This window comes from Actinospineispora spinosispora DSM 44797 (assembly GCF_000429025.1).
GTDB classification, from domain to species: domain Bacteria; phylum Actinomycetota; class Actinomycetes; order Mycobacteriales; family Pseudonocardiaceae; genus Pseudonocardia; species Pseudonocardia spinosispora.
The window spans coordinates 743493-762731 of sequence record NZ_KE386834.1 but is presented as its reverse complement, the minus strand read 5'-3'; the positions used below and the strand labels follow the sequence as shown (position 1 = coordinate 762731).

Below are 19239 nucleotides of genomic sequence, written 5' to 3'. Positions count from 1 at the left end.
GGGTGCAGCGCCGCATAGATGGTTTCATCGGCCCGTTCGCCGGTGGTCCACCCGCCTCAGCGCTCGAGGTTCGCACCCCGAGGCTGGACAGGTTCGGTCCCTCGGAGCTCGCCCGTATCGTCGTGGTGCTGGTGATCCTCGGCGGAGGCCTGCTCGTCGCCGCTGTTCGGGCGCAGGCCGGCTCGCTGCTCGCCAGGCTGACCGGCAGGCAGGCCCCGGACCAGGCCGTGCTGCTGTCCGAGGCCGCCGTCACCGCGTTCGGCCGACTCGGCCCGATGTACACCAAGCTCGGCCAGCTGATGGCTTCCTCCCCCGGCCTGTTCCCCGACGCGCTGAGTTCGGCGGCGCGGCGCTGCCTGGACGACATGCCGCCGTTCCCCGCCGCACAGGCCCGCGCGATGGTCGCGCGCGAGCTGGGCCGTCCGGTCGAGCGACTGTTCGACGAGTTCGACGACACACCGCTGTCGGCCGCGTCGATCGCCCAGGTCCACGCGTGTGTGCTGCCCGACGGCCGGTCGGCGGTGCTGAAGCTGCGCCGTCCCGGGATCGGCCGACGGATGATCACCGACCTGCGGATCATGTACCGGATCGCGGTGCGCCTGGACCGGCACGTCGAGCTGGTCCGCATGACCAGCGCGGTCGCCGTCGTCGAGCAGCTCTACGAGGGCAACTGCCAGGAGCTGAACTTCGCGCTGGAGGCCAGCCAGCAGGAACGGTTCCGCGCGGCGATCGGCGCGTTCGACGACAACAAGGGCGTCACGGTTCCCGAGGTCTACTGGGAGTACTGCGCACCGGGCGTGATCTGCATGGAGCGCCTGTACGGCACGCCGCTGGACAACCCGGAGCAGCTGGCCGAACAGGGCATCGACGGTGAGCTGCCGCTGCGCCGGGGTGTGAAGGCGTGGCTGGAGGCGGCCATCCTGCACGGCCCGTTCCACGGCGACGCGCACGCCGGCAACCTGTGGATTCTCGACGACGGCCGGCTGGCCTACCTGGACTTCGGCATCGTGGGCGAGCTGGCGCCGCAGTGGCGGGAGCTGCTGCGCGACGTGCTGTACACGGTGATGTTCGATCATGACTTCGAGCGGGTGGCCAGGGCGTTGCGCCGCTGCGGGGTGCTCGATCCGACGACCGGGACCGACGCGCAGATGGGCTGGGTGCTGCGCGCGATGTTCGGTTCGGTCCTCGAGACACCGGTGTCGCAGATCAACTCACGCCAGATCATCGACATGATGCTGACCACGGCGCGGCGCTACTCGGGTGAGAACCCGGCCGAGCTGACCCTGTTCGCCAAGCAGCTGCTCTACTTCGAGCGCTACTCGGCCGCCGTAGCGCCCGGCTGGGTGATCGGCGCCGACCCGTTCGTGATTCGGAACATCTTCCCCGAGGAGGCCGCCGCTCGGGCCGCCGAGCTCGGCGTCACGATGCCGAACTGACCTGGAAGCCACGCCGGTAGTCCGACGGCGACAGTCCGACGTGCAGCGAGAAATGGCGCCGTAGGTTGTTCGCCGAGCCGAGTCCGCTGTGCTCGCCGATGCGCGGAATCGGCAGGTCGGTGGACTCCAGCAGGGCTTGCGCACGCGCGATGCGTTGACTCAGCAGCCACCGCATCGGGGTGGTCCCGGTGGCGGCCAGCAGGCGGCGGTGAAAGGTCCGGGGGCTCATGTTCGCATGCTCAGCCATGTCCTCGACCGTGAGCGGACGGTCCAGGTTCGCCAGGGTCCACTCCATCACCGGCGCGAGGCTGTCGTCGTCGCTGACCGGCACGGACATCTCGACGAACTGGGCCTGACCACCCGGCCGGTGCGCGGGCACCACCATCCGCCGGGCCAGCTGGTTGGCCACCCGCGCACCGAGGTCCCGCCGCACCACGTGCAGGCACAGGTCGAGCCCCGCGCTGAGCCCGGCGCTGGTGAGCACACGGCCTTCGTCCACGTAGAGGACCGAACCGTCGATGACCACGTCCGGGAACCGCCGGGCCAGGATCTCGGTGTGCTCCCAGTGAGCGGTAGCCCGGCGGCCGTCGAGCAGTCCCGCCTCGGCGAGGGCGAACACCCCGTTGCACAACGAGACCAGCCGCGCGCCGCCCGCGTGGGCCGCGCGCAGCGCCTCGATCAGCTCCGGTGGAAGTTCCCGTTCGCCGTGCATGCAGGCCTCGGGCACCGACGGCACGATCACCGTGTCCGCGCCCACCAGCTCGGACAGCCCGTGGCTGGTGTTCAGCACGAACCCGCTCCCGGAGTGCGCCCCTCCCGGGCGCGTGCCGCACAGCCGAAGCCGATACCAGGGGTCGGCGAGGTCGGTGTGCTCGATACCGAACACCGTGCAGACGACACCCAGCTCGTACATGTCCCACATCGGCAGGCCGGCGTCGTCGATGACCGCCACGGCGATCGTTCCCGCGCTCACCCGACGAAGGCTACGGCAGGATGCTGGTGGATGTCGTCAGTCCTGCCACTGTCCTGGCTGGATGGTCGGTGCGAACGTTGTCTCCCGGATACCGACGACAAGGGAGAAACGATGTCTGACCTGCGCAGTACCGGCCGCACACCCGTGTCGGTGATCGGCACCGGCCTGATGGGCAGCGCGCTCGCCAGGACCTTCCTGACGGCCGGTCATCCCACGACGGTGTGGAACCGCACTCCCGGCAGAACCGGAGCTCTGGTCGCCGAAGGGGCGCGTGACGCGGCGGGTGCATCGGAGGCGATCACCGCGAGCGGCCTGGTGATCGTGTGCGTCCGCGACTACGACGCCGTCCACGACGTTCTCGATCCCGCCAGAACGGCACTCACCGGAAGAGTCCTGGTGAACCTGACCTCGGGCTCGTCGGAGCAGGCCCGTGCCATGGCCCGCTGGGCCACCGAGTCCCACGCCACCTACCTGGACGGCGCCATCATGCAGACGCCGCCGCACGTCGGCGCCCGGGAGACCGCGATCCTCTACTCGGGCGAGGAAAGTGCCTTCACAGTCCACCGGGACGCGCTGATGGAACTGGGCGGCGCCAGCACCTATCTCGGTACGGACGCGGGCATCGCCTCGCTCTACGACGTGGCCCTCCTGGGCATCATGTGGGGCACGCTGAACAGCTTCATGCACGCGGTGGCCCTCGTGGGCAGCGCGAACGTGGACGCGACGACGTTCCTCCCGTTCGCCACGGCGTTCCACGCCGCGACAGGCTCGTTCATGGCGAAGTACGCCCACGACATCGACGTGGGTGAGTTCGTGGCGGAGGACGCCTCCTTGGAGACCCATCTACCACCGGTCGAGCACCTGCTGGAGGAGAGCCGCGCGCTGGGTATCGACGCGGCGATACCCAGCTTCACCAGAGCACTCCTGCATGAGGCGATGACGGCCGGGCACGCCAAGGACAGCTACGCCCGCATCGTGGATCACTTCCGTCCCGCACGCTGACCCGACTCAGAAAGGCGGCGGATCATCGCTCGGGGTGGAGGGTGGTGGGGTGATGATCGGGTCGCCCCGGGTGCGGTGGGTCTGGCCGAATGGGCTGGTCCACCGGAACTGGCCTGGTGTGGGTTGTTGGAGTCGCCATCGGCCTCGGGTTTTGAGGTCGTGGTCGTGGGCGCAGAGTTGGCCGCCGTTGGTGTCGGTGGTGGGGCCGCCGTGGTGGAAGTCGATGGTGTGGTCGAACTCGGACTCTCGGGCTGGGCGTCGGCAACCAGGGCCGAGACAGTTGCGGTCACGGATCTGGCTGTAGAGACGCAGCGCCGCGGCGGGGAAACGATGCCCCGGCCGAGAGTTGATCATGGTCCGGGCCTGTGGCCAGGCGGCGCACTGGGTTGCGATGTCGGCGATGACTCGCTCCCAGCCTGGTGGCGGGTTCTGTGCCAGCTGAGCCAGCAGGGTCGCGGTGAGTTGTAGTTCGACCGCGCCACCGGCACGCTCGTGGGTGGCGTGGGTCGGGCGGGAGCGCAGCACACCGGGCACCAGGAGGTAGCCGTGGTCGTCGCAGACAGCGAAAGTCCACGACCCGCCCCGTTGTTGCAGGACGGTGCGGCGGGTGTTGGCGGCGAGGATGGGTCCCCACCCGGGTAGCTCGCCCGGGCGGTCGCTGAGGTCGAGCAGGGTGGCGAGTTCGGCGCGGATCTCGATCCCTTGTGGCTTGCCCGCCGGTGACTGGCCCAGGAAGTAGGCGACGATTCCGGCGCGGTCCAGGCCGTGCAGGGTGCCGTCGAGCAGCCCGCAGAACACGTCCGCGCGAATCTGATCCACCCTGGCCGGATACCCAGCCTGTTTGATCGCGCGGGCCAGGGCGTTGACTCTGGTGCAGGCGGCGGCCATGTCCTCCGGGGCGATACCCGAGGCGGAGAGGGTGGCGGTGCTGTCCTCATTCAGATACCCGACCACGCTGCGGCGCTCGAACGCCTTCTCGTACAGGTCTTGTGCACGGTCGGGGTCGGAGCCGATGACCAACTTCCGCAGATACGCGGCCAGCTTCCCAGTGGTCCACGGCGGAGTCTTGGGCAACACCGCCTGACAGATTTCGGTGCGCTGGGCGTCGGGGAGGTCGGCCAGGTAGGTGGCGAAGATGCGGGCTTTGGGCAGATCGATCAGGCCAGAGTCCAGGGCGTCGAACACCAACGGCAGGCGCGACAGCAGCAGCCAAGAGAAGTCCAGCTCCGCATCCGACTTACGCCGAGTCCAGGACAACGCCACCCGTAACTCATCAGCCATATACCGACCCGGCTCAGCCACCAACGCGATCTCACGCGGATCGGCTTCGGGGTCACGCCCACCCAACGCCGCGATGTCCGCGGCGAGCTGGGCAGCTACATGTGCCTGCAGTCGGTAGCGGGCTTTCAGCACCTCGACGAGGTCACCGTTGGACACCGAGGACCGGTCGATGCGGGCCAGGGCAGCGGCGAGTTCCGGGCCTGGCGCCATCGACGCCAACCCTTCAGGAACCACACCAGCCGCTGCCATAACCCAGACGCTACGGGCGACCCCCGACAAAAACCGGCGTCGGAGGCTAGGCCGAAAGGGTGATATATCCAGGCCAGACAGCTAAAGGCACGAAACCGCCTACGGCGTGCACGCACACCACCCCCATCCCCGCGATCCTGGCCATCACTTGGCGTGGCCGCCCGCTGTCAACCCTGAAACCTCGCCCCCGAACTACGCGCAACCAGGAACCCGCGCGAGGCCGGCGAAGCCGGGGGTTGAGAGCGGGCGGCCACGCCAAGACAATTCGAGCCAGCGGGGACACCCCCAAGACACACCCCATGAGCCAGCGGGGACACCCCCAAGACACACCCCATGAGCCAGCGGGGAAGCCCGATCTCACCCACCCAACAAAGAACAAATCTCCTCAGTAGAAACAAACAACGAATCCCCCGCAAAAGCCAAAGCCGCCAAAGACCGCTCCCCGGCAGCGGAATCCCCAGCCCCACAAGCGTCACTGATGACGATCGGCAAGAACCCGAGATCAGCCCCATGCCGAACGGTCGGCTCGATCCCCACCTCGGTGGCCACCCCACAGATGGCGAAGCTGTCGATCCCACAGTCCCGGAGAACAAGCTCCACCGGAGTCCCGACAAAAGCGGACATGGTGATCTTGTCGAACACCATCTCCGAAGCAGCGGGAACGATCGAAGGATCCAGCGAGAATCCAGGAGAATCCCGCAAGAACATCGGAACGACGTCCGAGACCCGGGACAGTCGCTGCCAGTTCATCCCCATACGCAACCGAGAGGACCCGGACACCTCGTTCGGAATCCCCATGTGCCGAAGGTAGAAGACCCGGTATCCCCCGGCACGGGCAGCCGAGATGACCCGGGAGACAGCCGAGACCACACGAGAGGAATCGGCGATCTGGTTCAACACCCCGACCTGCATGTCGTAGACGATCAACGCGAGACGACGCGGATCGCATGCTTCGTCGACGGTACGCGGGACGCTCATGCCGTATGCCTGCTCCATGGCCTAAATCTATACACTCATGTCAAGTAACTAGAGTGGGGCACATGCCAGAGACTCCCGGCCGCCCCCGAGATACGACGCTCGACGACCGCATCCTGGCCGCGACCCGCGATCTGCTGGCCGAGAACGGCTACCAGGGTCTCTCGATCGGCGCCGTCGCACGGGCGGCAGGCACGACGAGGCCGTCGGTCTACCTGCGCTTCACCGGCAAACAGGACCTGGCGACCAGGGCCATCGCGGGCATGAACGTGCCGGACGAGCTGCGCACCACCAAGGACATCCGGGCGGACCTCATCGCCGAGCTGGCACACTTCCGCACAGCTGTGACCAGGCCGAACGGCATGGCGTTCGTGGGGACAGTCCTGGCGGAGGAACGACACACACCCGAGCTGATCGAGCACTTCCGCGACCGGCTCGTGCGACCCCGGAGACGCCGGGTGGCCGGGGTTCTGCGCCGAGGGATGAGCGACGGGACGATCAGGGAGGACCTGGACGTCGACGCGACGACCACGATGCTGATCGGCAGCGTGTACGCGAGCTACATCGCCGGCGGTGAGGTCCCGGCGGACTGGCCGGAGCGCACGGTGAACTCGATCTGGCCCGCCCTCACAGCGGGCGACGGGCGTTGACGAACTGCACGGCGCCCCGGATCTCCTGCTCGATGTCGACCATGCCTGCCGAGCGCAGCACACCGGTCAGCTCGCCCTGCTCGAACATCCGCACCCCGCTGAGCACGCTCAGTGCGCCTCGGGCGAGACGTTGCGGCTCCCACGAGCCTCGATAGCTGGTCATCAGCGCGATGCGTCCACCAGGTGCGAGCACCCGGAGCATGTCGGTCAGCACCGTGAACGGCTCCGGGACGAGGTAGAGAGCCGCGTAGCAACAGATCGCGTCGAAGGTGCGGTCGGCGAACGGCATGTGCCGGGCGTCCGCGCGCAGGTAGGCGGCACCGGGCACCACGTTGTCGGTGACGGCCTGGGCCAACATGGCGCGCGAGGCGTCGAGCCCCACGACCAGGCCGCCCTGAGGTACCGCGGAGGCGAAGACGTGGGTGAAGTTGCCGGGACCGCACGCGACGTCCAGCACCAGCGACGCCTTCGACAGTTCCAGTGACTCGGCCGCGTACCGGCGTTCCTCCGAGGGCCCCAGTCCACCGGTCCCCATGGCCAGGTTGAGTCCCTGCCGCCAGCCGCGTTGGTAGATCGACGCGACGATACCGCTGCGCATCGCCAGTCCCGCGACGGTCCTCGGCTGCTCGCCGTCGTCGCCGAGGACGTCCAGGTATCCGGCGGAGTCGTCCGGCTCGCGGTCGAGCCGCGTCGAGTCGAGCAGACCCCGCAGGCGGGTCAGGTCGTCGGTCACGAGACCTCCATCTTGCTGACCAGCCACCGGTCGTCGACCCGGGTCATCGTCATCGACATACGGTCCCGCTCGGTCCTCGGTGGCGCGCCGTCGCCGCCGGTGATCTGCACATCGGTGAACAGCAGCACCTCGACCTGGTCGGTGTTCTCCGACTTGATCGCGGCGTCGAGGACGGTGCCCTTGCCGGTCGCCTTGGCCTGGACGATCAACGGCCGCAGCGTCTGGCTGGCGCCGGCGTACTGGTCCTTGAAGTCACCCGTCGCGCCGTCCAGGACGTTCGCGAAGTCCCGGTCCAGGTTCTGGTAGTCGTAGGTCGTCACGGTCACCGCATACGCGCGGGCCGTGGCGAGTGCTTCGTTGCCTGCCCGCTCGGTCGCCGCCCGGCGGTACAGGAGCACACCCAGCACGACCGCGGCGGCGAGCGCGACCACCAGTCCGGCGGCGATGCCCAGCACCACCGGCCGGGATGCCGTCTTCTCGGTCACGAGGATTCCCTTCGAGTACGTCAGCTGCCGGGCGCGTCGGACGGACGCTGTGCCCGCGCGTTCGGGTCCGCGCCCTTGGGCGGACCGGCCGTGTCGTCGCCCTTGGGCCGGGGCACGCTCGCCGCGCCACGCTGCTGCAGGTCCGGTTCGGTGCGGGTGCAGTAGCGGTAGATGTGCGGTTCCTGCACGGCACGCACCGTCGGCAACGGCCGCTTGCCGCCGTAGTCGCAGTTCGGCCGAGGGTAGGCGTCCGCGATGACCTGCAGTTTGCCGTCCCGGATCACCGCCTGCGCGGTCGGGCCGAGCTTCGCCAGGTTCGGCAGCAGCTGGCTCAGCGCCGGCAACCGGTCGCCGGGTACCTCGGAGACCGTCGCCACGTCGTCGATGAGCCTGCCGATCGTCTCGCCGTTGGCGTCGCCCACCTCCCGGACCAGGTCAAGCGTGTCGGGCACGGTGTCGAGCAGGTGTCGGACGGTGGGGTCGTCGTCGCGGAGCCTGCCGGTCAGGTCCCGCGCCGCGTTGCCGCCCGCGATGAGGTCGGGGCGCAGGTCGGACACGGTCGTCAGCACGGTGCGCCCGTTGTGCAGCAGGTCGACGGTCTGCGGCAGCACACTCTGCAGCCCGCCGAGCAGGACGTCACCGCCGTCGAGGATGCGCTGGATGTCCTGCGCTGACCCGCCGAACGCCTTCTGCATCTCGCCGATGACCACGCTCACCTTGCCCGGGTCGACCGAGCCGACGAGCCCGCTCAGGTTCGTGACGACCTGCGCGAACGGCACCGAGGTGTGCGTGTCGCGCTGGTCGACGACCGAGCCGTCCGCGAGGTAGGGGCCCCGGTCCGAGCGTGGCCGGAAGTCGATGAACTGCTCACCCGCCGCCGACAGGTTCGAGACCGAGACGTCGGTGTCGGTCGGGATGCGGGTTCCTTCGTCGACGTTCACCACGACCCGCACGCCACCGGGGCGTAGCTGGATGTTGTTGACCCGACCGACCGGATAGCCCCGGTAGGTGACCTGCGAATGGTCGAGCAGACCACCGGAGCGGGCCAGGTTGACCGTGATCTTCATCGGGCTGTTGAACGGGTCGATCTGGACGACGCCGAACAGCACGTAGGTGAGCCCGACCAGGAACAGGGCGAGCATCGCCAGCACGGTCATCACCGAACGCAGGTTCATCGGGTGCCGCCCAGGGTGGAGAACTGGTGCTCGAGGTGCTCGGTGAACGACTGCGCGCCCTGCTTGAGGTCCTTGGGCCCGGGGATGTTGTCGCCGGGCAGGGGAATCGCCAGCAGCTGGGTCAGCGGCAGGATCGTGACCGATGCGTAGCCGGTGTACGACTCGCCCTTGGAGCTGTTCACCAGCACCTTCCCGAGCTTCTGGAAGTTCGTGAGCGTCGGCACCAGCGTCTTCCTGGTGTTCTGCACACCGTGCAGCAACGGGTCGACGTTGTCCGCGATGTCGCGGATGTCGCCGCCGCTGCGATCCAGCAGGTGATCTGCTGTCACGCTCAGGTCACCGGTGTTGTTCAGCACCCGCACCAGGTTGTCGGTCTGGTCGGCGAACACGCTGATCGCCGGGGTCAGCTCGGTGAGCGCGGCGTCGACGCTGGGCCTGCGCTGGTTGAGCAGCACGGTGAGGTTCTGGGTCGCGGCGAGCGCTTTGTCGATGTCCTGGGTGCGCGCGTTGAGCGTCGCCATCAGCTGGTTGGTCTGCTGCAGGAGGTGACCGGTCTGCTGTGCCCGGCCGCCGGCCAGCGCGGTGTTGGCCTCGTGCACGATCGTCTGGATCTGCGCGAGGCCACCGCCATTGACGAACGCACCGAGCGAGGTGAGCAGGTCTTCGACGCTCGCGCCTGCCGCCGTCGCGGCCAGCCCGATCGTGTCGCCGTTGCGCAGCAGCGCCCCGGGGGTGGGGTGCAGCGGCGGCTTGACCGCGACGAACACCTCGCCGAGCGGGGTCGCCTGCCGCAGCTCCGCCGACGTGCCCGCGGGCAGTGGGACGTCGGAACGCACCGACATCGTGACCCGCGCCGTGTAGTTGCGGGCCTCGATCTTCTGCACACGGCCGATGTCGTCGCCGTTGAGCTTCACGTGCGCGCCGTCCGGAAGGTTCAGCGCGTCGGCGAACACCGCGGTGAGCTGGTAGCTCGGACCACCCACGCTGCCGGCGGGCAACGGCAGGTCCGCCGCGCTGATCCCGCAGCCGGACAGCAGGCTCGCCGCGAGCACACCCGCCACCGCCATGCGCATCCACCTCATCGGGCCGCCCCCATGAACAGCGTGGCCAGACCGGCCTTCGGGTCCATCGGACTCTGCGTCGTGGCGCACAGTGGCGGCGCGTAACGCTGGCAGATGCCCTGCAGGATCTGGGTGTCCAGCAGGAGCTGGTCGAGACCCGCGTGGGCCCGTGCCTTGCCGCGTGCCGGGTCGACGATGTTGGCGACGTTCTGCAACGTCGTGGGCAGCACGTCGATCGTCTCCTTGAACTCCCGGGTGCGCCCCTTCGCGGTGTCGACCGTCGTGCGCAGATGGTCCAGGGTCGACTCGAACGGCTTGCGGTTCTCGTCGATGATCGTGTTGGTGCGGTCCAACAGCTCGTCGATGTTGTTCAGCAGCTCGGTCAGGTGCGGTCCCTGCTCGTTGAGCAGCTGCGTCGCGTCCGAGACGTTCGAGCCGAAGCTCCGGATCAGCGCGTCGTTGTTCGCCACGGTCTGCGTCAGGTGGTCCACGTTCTTGACCAGCGACACGATCTGGTCGCTCTGGTCCGCGCCGACGCCGACCGCGGCGGCGAGCCCCTGAACGGCCTTGTGCAGCTTCTCGCCGTTGCCCGCGAACGTGCCGGCGGTGGCGTCCAGCGCGGCGCCGATCGTGGGCTGGCCTTCCTTCGGGTCGTTGAGCTGCCTGGCCAACCGGTCCGCTGCCTCGAAGATGCGGTCGGCCTCGACCGGGGTCTGGGTGCGGTCGATCGGGATGACGTCACCCGCGCGCATCGTCGGCCCGCCCCGGTAGACCGGGGTCAGCTCGACCCGGCGGTCGGTCACCACCGACGGCGACATGGTCACCGCACCGGCGTTCGCCGGGATCTTGACGTCCGGGTCGACCGCCAGATCGGCCACGACGTGGGTGCCCTCGGGGTGGATCGCGGTCACCGTCCCGACCTTGATGCCCAGCACCGACACGTCGTTGCCGACGAACAGACCCACCGCGTCCTGGAACTGCGCGGAGATCATCATCGACTGGCCGCCGAACACCCCGCAGCCGGCCGTGCACAGCATCACCAGCAGCGCACTGACCGCCGCCGCGACTCGACGTGCGCTCATCACTTGCACCCCTTGATCAGCTGCAGCCGGCACAGGATGTTGTCCGGCACGATCGAATAGGGCAGGTTCAGGTCGAAGTACGGGCCGTTGCCGGACGCGTTCGCCAGGTAGCGGGACGCGGGTGCGATGACCTCGAACGCCCGGTCCAGGTTCTCGTCGTTGCGCTTGAGCAGGTCGGTCAGCTCGTCGAGGTTGCGCAGCAGCGGCCGGAACTGGTCCTGGTTCTCACCGATCGCCTTGCGCAGCTGATCGGTCACCCCGGCGAGGTTGCTGAGCAGGCCCCGGATCATCTCGCGGCGCTGCACCAGCGCGGTGAGCAGGTGGTTGCTCTGGCCCATGATGGCGAAGATCTGGCCACTGCGCTGGTCGGCTTCCTTGGTGAACGCGCCGGTGGTGTCGATCAGCTGGCTCACCTGGTCCTTGCGGGCGATCACCACGTCGGACAGCCGGGACAGCCCGTCGAGCGCAGCGCTGATCTGCGGACCCTGGCCACCGAGGTTCTTCGTCAGCGCCGTGGTGGCCTCGCGGACCTTGTTCAGGTCGAGGTCCTCCAGGATCGGGGTGCCGGTCTGCAGCACCTTCGCCAGGTCGTACGGGACCGACGTGTGCGCCAGCGGGATCCGGCCGTCGCGCAGCTCCCCCGGGCCGTCGGGGATGAGCTCCAGGTAACGGGAGCCGAGCAGCGTTGCCAGCTTGATCGACGCGGTGGTCCCGGACCCGAGCTCGACGTCCCGGTCGACCCGGAACTTCACCAGCACGTGGTCGCCTTCGAGCCCTGCGCTCTGCACGGCGCCGATCGGCATGCCGGCGACCCGCACGTCGTCACCGACCTTGATGCCGGCGGCCTGCGCGAACTCCGCCTCGTACGCGGACCTGCCGAGGTCCAGCGTGCCGATCGCGATGGTCAACAGCACCGCCACCACGATCACGACGCTGGTGACCACGCCGAGCCAGAACGGGCTGTACTCACGCAGCGGCTTCATCGGCACACCTCGGTGTGGGTGTCGGAGGGCAGCGTTCCGAAGCCGGGGAACCCTGGCGCGACCTGGATGTTGATGCCGCAGGCGTACAGGTTGAGCCAGGCGCCCTGCTGGCTGATCCTGGCCAGCGCGCTGAGGAAGTCGGGGAACGCGTCGAGAGTGCCCTGGATGACCGGTTTGTGGTCGAGCAGCAGGTTGGTCACGTCGACGGCGCGGTCGACGTCGGTGCGCACGTCCGGGCGGATGTCGCGCACCAGGTCGTTCGCGTTGCCGGTGAACTCGCGGACCTTCTCCAGGGAGCCGAAGATGCGGGTCGTGTTGGCGTCCAGGCCGCCGACTAGCCGCTGGGTCTGGTCCAGCAGCGACTCGAACTCCGGTGTCTTGCCGTTGAGGTTGGCGAGCACCTGGTTCAGGTTCGTGATGACCGAGCCGATGATCTGGTCCCGGTCGGCGATCTTGTTCGTCAGCTCGTTGATCTGCGCCAACAGCTGCGGAATCTGCGGGCCGCTGCCCTGCAGTACCTGGACGATGTTCTCGCTCAGCTTGTTGACATCAGCCGGCTGCAGCACCGAGAACAACGGCTGGAAGCCGTTGAACAGCGCGGACAGGTCGAACGACGGTTCGGTCCGGTCGACCGGGATGCGGGCGCCGTCGGCGAGCGGCTTCGCCGGACCGTCGCCGGCCACCATCGACACATAGCGCTGCCCGACCAGGTTCTGGTACCGGATCAGCACCCGGGTGTTCTCGAAGATGGGCTGGTCGGCGCGGATCGTCAGGGTGACCCGGGCGATCTTGCCGATGAGCTCCATGTCGTCGACGCGGCCCACCCGCACACCGGCGATCCGCACGTTGTCGCCGGTGTGCAGCCCGGACACGTCGGTGAAGTCGGCCGTGTAGGACTTGGTGTCGCCGCTCGTGGTGTTCAGCAGGGTCGACCACAGGACCCACAGCACCGCCAGTGCGACCACCGCGAAGGCGATCAGCTTGATCAGCTCACGACGCACGCTCATGCCCGCGTCACCTCCCCGATCCGGAGCCGGAACCCGGCGTCGGCAGGAACGGGATATCGGGAATCTTGTGGTCCTGGCCCTTCGTGCTTCCACCACAGTTCGGCCCGGAGAGCCCCGGGTAGCGAGGGCAGTCGGCCGATGTGTAGGTGCTGAACGGAGTGAGGCCGATCTGCAGTGCCAGGCCGTTCGCCTCGTTCTGTTGCAGCGCGCCGGCCAGCAGCCCGGTGCCGACACCGAGCTGGTCCAGCGCCCGGGTGATGCCCTTGCCGTTCTCCGCGGCAAGGATGGCGGTGATCGGCGAGAAGTTGTCGAACACGGTGTTCAGCTCGTCGGAGTGCTCGCGGACGAACCCGTCGAGATCGTGCGTGACGTCCGCGCCGCCCACGAGCGAGTCGGCGAGCTGTTGGCGCTTCTCGACGATCGTCCTGCTGGTGACGACCGCGTTGTCGACGGTGTCGAGCAGTGCGGGTGAGGCATCGGCGAGGCCCTGCAGGCTCGTGCCGAGCAGCTTGATGTTCGCCGACAGGTCGTCGCTGTGCGCGTTGATCGTGGTCAGGTAGTTGTCCAGCCGCGAGATGATCGAGTTGACCTGGGGACCGCGCCCCTGGATGGCCTGGGAGATGTTGGTCAGCGCGACGTTCAGCTCGGCCGGGTGCGCGGAACGCAGCAGCTGGTTGAGCTGGCTGAGCACGGTCTGCAGCTGCAAGGTCTGCGCGGAGGTATCACCGGGGATCGTCGCGCCCGAGGCGAGCACCCGGGTCGTGGGCTGCGGCTGGTCGAGCAGCTCGACCGACGGCGCACCGAAGATGTTGGTGGGGATGACTCGGGCGGTGACGTTCGCCGGGATGCCGGCGGCCTTGTCCGGGCGCAGCGCCAGGTCGATCGCGTGTGCGGTGTGGCCCTGTGCGTCCTTGGCCACCCGCACGTCGCTGACCGTGCCGACCAGCACGCCGCGCAGCTTCACATCGGCGCCGGTCTGCACACCGTCGCCCACGGAGGCGACCATCGCGGTGACCGGGACGACCGAGCGGAACACACCCTTGTACTGCATCAGCAGGGCCGCCACGACGGCGATGACCAGCACCAGCGCGATCGCGCCGCGCCTGGCGAGTGCGCCGAGCGGCTCTCCCCGCCCTGTGGCGTCTACGACGAAAGGCACGCCGTCACCCCGAAATCCGGACGCCGGGGTCGAAGCCCCAGATGGCCATGGTGATCAGCATGTCGGTCACCACGATGGCGATGATGCTGGTGCGGATCGCCCGGCCGGAGGCCGCGCCCACACCCTGCGGCCCGCCGGAGGCGTAGTAGCCGAAGTAGCAGTGCACCAGGGTGGCGATCACGACGAAGATGACCGCTTTCATGACCGAGTACACGATGTCGATGGGCACCAGGAACTCGTGGAAGTAGTGCAGGTAGGTGCCCTTGGACTGGCCGAAGCCGAGGTTCAGCACGAGCTGCGTCGCCAGGTAGTTGCCGGCCAGCCCGATCAGGTAGAGCGGGATGATGGCGATGAACGCGGCGATCATCCGGGTGGACACCAGGTAGGGCAGCGGGCGGATCGCCATCGACTCCAGGGCGTCCACCTCCTCGGAGATGCGCATCGCGCCCAGCTGCGCGGTGTAGCGGCAGCCGGCCTGCGAGGCGAACGCCACCGCCGCGACGAGCGGCGCGATCTCCCGGGTGTTGCCGTACGCCGACACGAAACCGGTCAGCGGCGCGAGACCGAGGATGTCGAGCGAGTTGAACCCCTCGATGCCGACCGAGGCGCCGGTGAACACGGCCAGCAGCACCATCACGCCGATGATCCCGCCACCGACCACGATGGCGCCGCCGCCCCAGGCGATGTCGCCCAGCAGCCGCAGCACTTCCTTGGGGTAGGTGCGCAGGGTCAGTGGGATGGCGCCGAAGGCGCGCAGCACGAACGACGCCTGGTGCCCGAGGCCGACCAGCGAGTAGAACGGCCGTTGGAGCGCCTTGCTCACCGGACCAGACCGGTTGATCGTCACGAAATCTCCCTCAACCGATCCGTTGCGGCAGGAACACCGTGGCCATCTGGGTGATCACGACGTTCACCGCGAACAGCAGCACGACCGCGAGCACGACGGTCGCGTTGACCGCGTCCGCCACGCCCTTCGGCCCACCCTTCGCGGCGAGGCCCTTGTAACAGCTGACCAACGCCACGATCAGGCCGAACACGGCGGACTTGAGCTCGGCGAGCGCCAGGTCGGACGGTGCGGCGAAGGCCGCGAACGACGAGATGTAGCTACCCGGCGTTCCGCCCTGGGCGAGCAGGTTGAACAGGAACCCGGTGAGCACGCCGGCGAACGCCACGATGCCGCACAGCAGGACGCCGACCAGCATGCAGGCGAGGATGCGCGGCAGCACCAGACGCTGGATCGGCGAGATGCCGAGCACCTCGAGCGCGTCGATCTCCTCGCGGATGGTGCGCGCTCCGAGGTCGCTGCAGATCGCCGAACCGACGGCGCCCGCCATGAGCAACGCCACGACCAGCGGTGAACCCTGCCGGATCACCCCGATGCCGTTGGCCGCGCCGACGAACGAGGTCGCGCCGACCTGCTGGGCGAGGCTGCCGATCTGGATGGAGATGATCACTCCGAACGGGATCGCCACCAGCAGCGTCGGCACCACGGCGACACCGACCATGAACCAGGCCTGGCTGATGAACTCCTTCCACTGGAACTGCCCGCGCAGCAGGTCCGTGACCAGGTACCGCGCCGCCGAGGCCGCCATCACGACGATGCGCCCGGCGGTGACGAAGGAGTCGTGGATCCGCCGCAGGACGATGGCGATGATCCCGCCCAATCGGGTATGGCGGTACCGCGCGAGCGTGTCCACCCGACCCCCTTCGCGTTGATCAGTGCAGCAGTGGAAATATTGCGGTGTTACGCAGCACGAACCGAGACGACGCCCGCCGGCCACTGTGAGCCAGCGCACGGTCCTCAAATCCTTATAACGGGCGAGTACGCACGAGGATACGACTGTGCCACAAATTTGTTGATTTGTTGCTCGGAGATCTATCTTGCCGCCGGCCCCGCCACGCGTCACAGTGGGGTGTGCACCACCGTGAGCTCAGCAAATCGGAACTGAGCGAGCTCGACCGCGACGTCGCCGAGCTCGCCTGGCGGTGGGCGCGACGCCTGACCGGGCTCACCCCGACACAGGCGCCGCTCGGGCCGGTCGACCCCGGGATACCGGAGGGCGAACGCGCCGCCGCCCACCTGGCCCGGCTGTACCTTCTGGCCCGCATCCGCGACAGCGCGGACAACCGGGCGGACGCGGATGCGCTGTTCGCCGGCCAGGCGGGCGCGAACTACCCGGAGATCGCCAAGGCACTCGGCCTCACCTGAGATCCGACCGCCCGAGCCTGCGTGACGGGTGTGGTTCTGGCACGCTGCCCGACATGATCGTTGCCCATACCGTGAACCACCTGCTCGCCATGTCCGACACTCAGCTGCTGGCCATGAGCCAACACGTCGAGGCAGCCGGCTTCCTGCAGATCATCAAGAGGACCGTGCTCGGCTTCCTCGCCATCGTGTTCTTCATCGGTGGACTGATCGGCTTCTTCATCGGCAAGGCGTTCGGCAAACGCGGCTGATCACGGCGCCTGCTGTAGCACGGGTGCCGGCGCGACGCCGGTGCTCGTGTACAGCGTCACCGTGGTTCCCGTCGTGACGTTGCCCTGCGGGGTCTCGCCGACGACCTGCCCCTTCGGAGCAGCCGACGCCTCCGGTGCGAGCCGCACCTGGTAGCCGGCCGCGCGCAACGCCTCGTCCGCGTCGCTGTCCTGCTCGCCCACCGTGTAGGGCACGACGTCGTCGTGGTCCCCGGAGTCCTGGAAGTCCGGGTCCGGATCGGGGATCGGCTGGTCCGGCGTGCTGCCCAGAATCTGGTTCATCGCCTGGAAGTAGGGCGGCGCGGCGACCGTCCCGCCGAACGCTCCGTGCCCACAGCTGCCCAGGTGCACCGGCGGACCGGGGCACAGCTCCTTCGGCTTGCGACCGTCGGCGAACAGCATCGAGGACGCCGCGTAGCCGTCCACGCCGCCGACGAACGCCACCGACTCGCTCTCGTTGGTGGTGCCGGTCTTGCCGATGTCCGGCCGGTCCCATCCCGCGGCGCGCGCCGCGGCGGCCGACGTGCCGTGTTTCGTGTCCTGGCTCAGACCGGCCAACAGGGTGTCGGCGACGCCGGCGGAGAGCACCTTCTCGCAGGGCTGCTGCTGGACGCCGACGTCGTGTCCGAACCGGTCGGAGATCGACAGGACCGGGCTCGGCGGGCACCAGGTCCCGCCGTCGAGCAGTGTCGCGCTCACGTTCGCCATCTCCAGGGTGCTGACCGGGCTGACGCCGAGGGTGAACGACAGCAGGTTGCGGAAGTAGCGCGACTGCGGCTCGTTGTACTGCGGCTTGCTCGCCAGCGGGTCGTCCGGCGTGGTGACCGGAGTGCCACCGGCGGCGTTGGTCCGCAATGTCTGCCGCAGCCCGAGACGCTGGGCCATCTGGAGCACCGCCGGCATGCCGACCTTCGACTCGAGGTTCACGAACGCCACGTTCGGCGACGTGGCGAGCGCGTCCTGCAGGCTGATCGGGTCCGGGTAGTCCTCGCCGTCGTTGCGCACCGGGTAGCAGTGCGTATAGCGGTTGGTGATCGGCGGGGTGAAGCACCCGTCGCCGGGGTTCGACAGGTCGGTGTCGAACCCGACCGTGCCCTGTTCCAGCGCGGCGGCGGTGGTGAAGATCTTGAACGACGAGCCGGCGCCGAACACGTTGCTGGCGTCCGACACGATGTTCTCCGACACCTCGCCCCGGTCGGCGTCGGCGCCCAGGTTGCGGTTGGCCACCATGGCCAGCACCTGATGACCTCCATCCTGGGGTCTGATCAGCGCGAACGTGTTGGCCACGCCGTCCTGGGTGCTCGGGACGTTGCGCTCCACGGCGGCCTTGACCACGGCACTCGCATTCGGGTCCATCGTGGTGCGGATGGTGAACCCGCCGGTGTCGAGCTGGTCGGTGCTGAACCCGGCCTGGCGGAGGTAGCTGACCACGTAGTCGCAGAAGAATCCGGCGTCCGGTGCTGCCGCGAAGCAGTTGCCGCCTGGTACGACCGGCCCGTTCGGCACCACCCCGAGCGTCGCCGCCTTGGCCGGCGCCGCTTGCGCCGGGGTGAGCGACCCGGCCGCGACCATGGTGTCGATCACCAGGTTGCGCCTGGTGAGTGCCTGGTCCGGGTGGGTGTACGGGTTGTACATGTTCGGGTTGTTGACCATGCCGGCCAGCAGCGCGGCCTGCGGCACGGTGAGCTGTGCCGGCGTCGTCCCGAAATAGGCGGCGGCCGCCGCGCCCACGCCGTAGATGTTGCCGGCGAACTCCACCAGGTTCAGGTACCCGGTGAGGATGTCGTTCTTCGAGGTGTTGCGGTCCAGGCGCACGGCCATCTCGGCTTCACGCAGCTTGCGCGCGAGCGTGTCCGCCTGGTCAGCCTGCTGGTCGGCCGGGTCACCCCGGTCCACGACGTTGATCAGGTAGTTCTTGACGTACTGCTGGGTGATCGTCGAGGCGCCCTGGAGCGACCCGCCCGAGCTGTTGTGCAGCGCGGCCCGCAGGGTGGCGAGCGGGTCGATGCCCTTGTCCAGGTAGAACCGCCGGTCCTCGACCGAGATGATCGCCGCCTTCATGCTGTCGGAGATCCGGTCGAACGTCGCCGGTAATCGGTACTGGTCGTACAGGTACGCGATCGGCGCGCCGTTGCGGTCCAGCACGGTGCTGACCAGGGGGATCTGGTCCGCGGTCAGCCGCGCGTCGGCGACGCTGCCGGCCACCCGGCGCGCCGAGTCGGTGATCTGGTTGGACAGCACACCGAGCCCGACCACCCCCGGCGACAGCATGGTCGCCAGGAGCACGCCGGAGAGCGCTACGGCGCCCAGCAACCGCGAGAGCTGGGACCGTCTAGGAGTGTGCCGGACGACTCCGGCCGTGGCGCGCGGCGGCCAGGTGACGTCATCGCAAGGCGCGCGGCCGGGCCGATACCGCTGTTGTATCGGCCCGGCCGCGCAACGCGGCGAGGGCGCCGCCTGGGCGTCGCGCGGTAGGCCCGAGTCGTCCGGCACGCTCCTAGGCACGGTTCGGA

Annotated in this window: 19 protein-coding genes; 5 read left to right on the top strand and 14 right to left on the bottom strand. The window is 68.6% G+C overall.

Going from position 1 to position 19239, the window contains the following annotated elements; translation table 11 throughout:
- Nucleotides 1-2 precede the first annotated feature (2 nt).
- Nucleotides 3-1436 (top strand): ABC1 kinase family protein, encoded by a 1434-nt coding sequence (locus G406_RS0132920; protein WP_037079532.1) that lies wholly within the window; start codon nt 3-5, stop codon nt 1434-1436.
- Here the strand turns inward: G406_RS0132920 and G406_RS0132915 are convergent.
- Nucleotides 1420-2358: a GlxA family transcriptional regulator gene (locus G406_RS0132915; protein WP_051343061.1), complete on the bottom strand. Its 939-nt coding sequence runs from the start codon at nt 2356-2358 to the stop codon at nt 1420-1422. The two genes, G406_RS0132920 and G406_RS0132915, sit on opposite strands and share 17 nt — an antisense overlap.
- Nucleotides 2359-2520: 162 nt before the next feature.
- Between G406_RS0132915 and G406_RS0132910 the strand changes: the two genes are divergently transcribed.
- Nucleotides 2521-3411: an NAD(P)-dependent oxidoreductase gene (locus G406_RS0132910; RefSeq protein ID WP_028937092.1), complete on the top strand. Its 891-nt coding sequence runs from the start codon at nt 2521-2523 to the stop codon at nt 3409-3411.
- 6 nt (nt 3412-3417) lie between these two features.
- Here the strand turns inward: G406_RS0132910 and G406_RS0132905 are convergent, their stop codons facing one another.
- Together G406_RS0132905 and G406_RS0132900 are read right to left on the bottom strand one after the other, a co-directional pair.
- Complete coding sequence (locus G406_RS0132905) at nt 3418-4941, bottom strand: HNH endonuclease signature motif containing protein (RefSeq protein ID WP_156935275.1); 1524 nt, start codon at nt 4939-4941, stop codon at nt 3418-3420.
- Nucleotides 4942-5298: 357 nt separating this feature from the next.
- A complete protein-coding gene (locus G406_RS0132900) occupies nt 5299-5937 on the bottom strand; it encodes a cysteine hydrolase family protein (RefSeq protein WP_028937090.1) in 639 nt (212 codons plus the stop codon).
- A gap of 44 nt (nt 5938-5981) precedes the next feature.
- Here G406_RS0132900 and G406_RS0132895 point away from each other — a divergent pair, with 44 nt between their 5' ends.
- Complete coding sequence (locus G406_RS0132895; RefSeq protein ID WP_037079529.1) at nt 5982-6566, top strand: TetR/AcrR family transcriptional regulator; 585 nt, start codon at nt 5982-5984, stop codon at nt 6564-6566.
- On the opposite strand, the gene G406_RS0132890 is transcribed toward G406_RS0132895, so the two are convergent.
- The 10 genes from G406_RS0132890 to G406_RS0132845 are packed head-to-tail and all read right to left on the bottom strand — an operon-like array spanning nt 6544 to nt 15843.
- Nucleotides 6544-7299, bottom strand: coding sequence for a class I SAM-dependent methyltransferase (locus tag G406_RS0132890; RefSeq protein ID WP_028937088.1), 756 nt, complete (start codon nt 7297-7299; stop codon nt 6544-6546). The two genes, G406_RS0132895 and G406_RS0132890, sit on opposite strands and share 23 nt — an antisense overlap.
- The gene (locus G406_RS0132885) at nt 7296-7784 is read right to left on the bottom strand and encodes a hypothetical protein (protein WP_037079527.1); all 489 of its coding nucleotides are present in this window, start codon (nt 7782-7784) and stop codon (nt 7296-7298) included. Before G406_RS0132885 ends, G406_RS0132890 begins: the two co-directional genes overlap by 4 nt.
- A 20-nt stretch (nt 7785-7804) precedes the next feature.
- Nucleotides 7805-8959, bottom strand: coding sequence for an MlaD family protein (locus G406_RS51445; RefSeq protein ID WP_051342997.1), 1155 nt, complete (start codon nt 8957-8959; stop codon nt 7805-7807).
- A complete protein-coding gene (locus G406_RS51440) occupies nt 8956-10026 on the bottom strand; it encodes an MCE family protein (RefSeq protein ID WP_051342996.1) in 1071 nt (356 codons plus the stop codon). The genes G406_RS51445 and G406_RS51440 overlap by 4 nt, the downstream gene beginning before the upstream one ends.
- An 11-nt stretch (nt 10027-10037) precedes the next feature.
- On the bottom strand, nt 10038-11102 hold the full coding sequence (locus G406_RS0132870; protein ID WP_028937086.1) for an MCE family protein: 1065 nt from the start codon (nt 11100-11102) through the stop codon (nt 10038-10040).
- Nucleotides 11102-12085 carry an MCE family protein gene (locus G406_RS0132865; protein WP_028937085.1) on the bottom strand — a complete coding sequence of 328 codons (984 nt, stop codon included), beginning with the start codon at nt 12083-12085 and terminating at the stop codon, nt 11102-11104. Before G406_RS0132865 ends, G406_RS0132870 begins: the two co-directional genes overlap by 1 nt.
- The gene (locus G406_RS0132860) at nt 12082-13092 is read right to left on the bottom strand and encodes an MCE family protein (protein WP_028937084.1); all 1011 of its coding nucleotides are present in this window, start codon (nt 13090-13092) and stop codon (nt 12082-12084) included. Before G406_RS0132860 ends, G406_RS0132865 begins: the two co-directional genes overlap by 4 nt.
- Before the next feature lie 7 nt (nt 13093-13099).
- The gene (locus G406_RS0132855; protein WP_028937083.1) at nt 13100-14251 is read right to left on the bottom strand and encodes an MCE family protein; all 1152 of its coding nucleotides are present in this window, start codon (nt 14249-14251) and stop codon (nt 13100-13102) included.
- A gap of 4 nt (nt 14252-14255) precedes the next feature.
- Nucleotides 14256-15092 carry an MlaE family ABC transporter permease gene (locus G406_RS0132850; RefSeq protein WP_211241354.1) on the bottom strand — a complete coding sequence of 279 codons (837 nt, stop codon included), beginning with the start codon at nt 15090-15092 and terminating at the stop codon, nt 14256-14258.
- A gap of 16 nt (nt 15093-15108) precedes the next feature.
- The gene (locus tag G406_RS0132845; protein ID WP_084216579.1) at nt 15109-15843 is read right to left on the bottom strand and encodes an MlaE family ABC transporter permease; all 735 of its coding nucleotides are present in this window, start codon (nt 15841-15843) and stop codon (nt 15109-15111) included.
- Between the two features lie 323 nt (nt 15844-16166).
- Between G406_RS0132845 and G406_RS0132840 the strand changes: the two genes are divergently transcribed.
- On the top strand, nt 16167-16460 hold the full coding sequence (locus tag G406_RS0132840) for a hypothetical protein (protein WP_028937080.1): 294 nt from the start codon (nt 16167-16169) through the stop codon (nt 16458-16460).
- Between the two features lie 53 nt (nt 16461-16513).
- Entirely contained in the window at nt 16514-16708 is a 195-nt protein-coding gene (locus G406_RS57455; RefSeq protein ID WP_156935274.1) for a hypothetical protein, read from the top strand.
- Here G406_RS57455 and G406_RS51435 read toward each other — a convergent pair whose 3' ends face one another.
- A complete protein-coding gene (locus G406_RS51435) occupies nt 16709-19231 on the bottom strand; it encodes a transglycosylase domain-containing protein (RefSeq protein ID WP_245607294.1) in 2523 nt (840 codons plus the stop codon). It abuts the gene before it with no gap.
- Nucleotides 19232-19239: the final 8 nt, after the last annotated feature.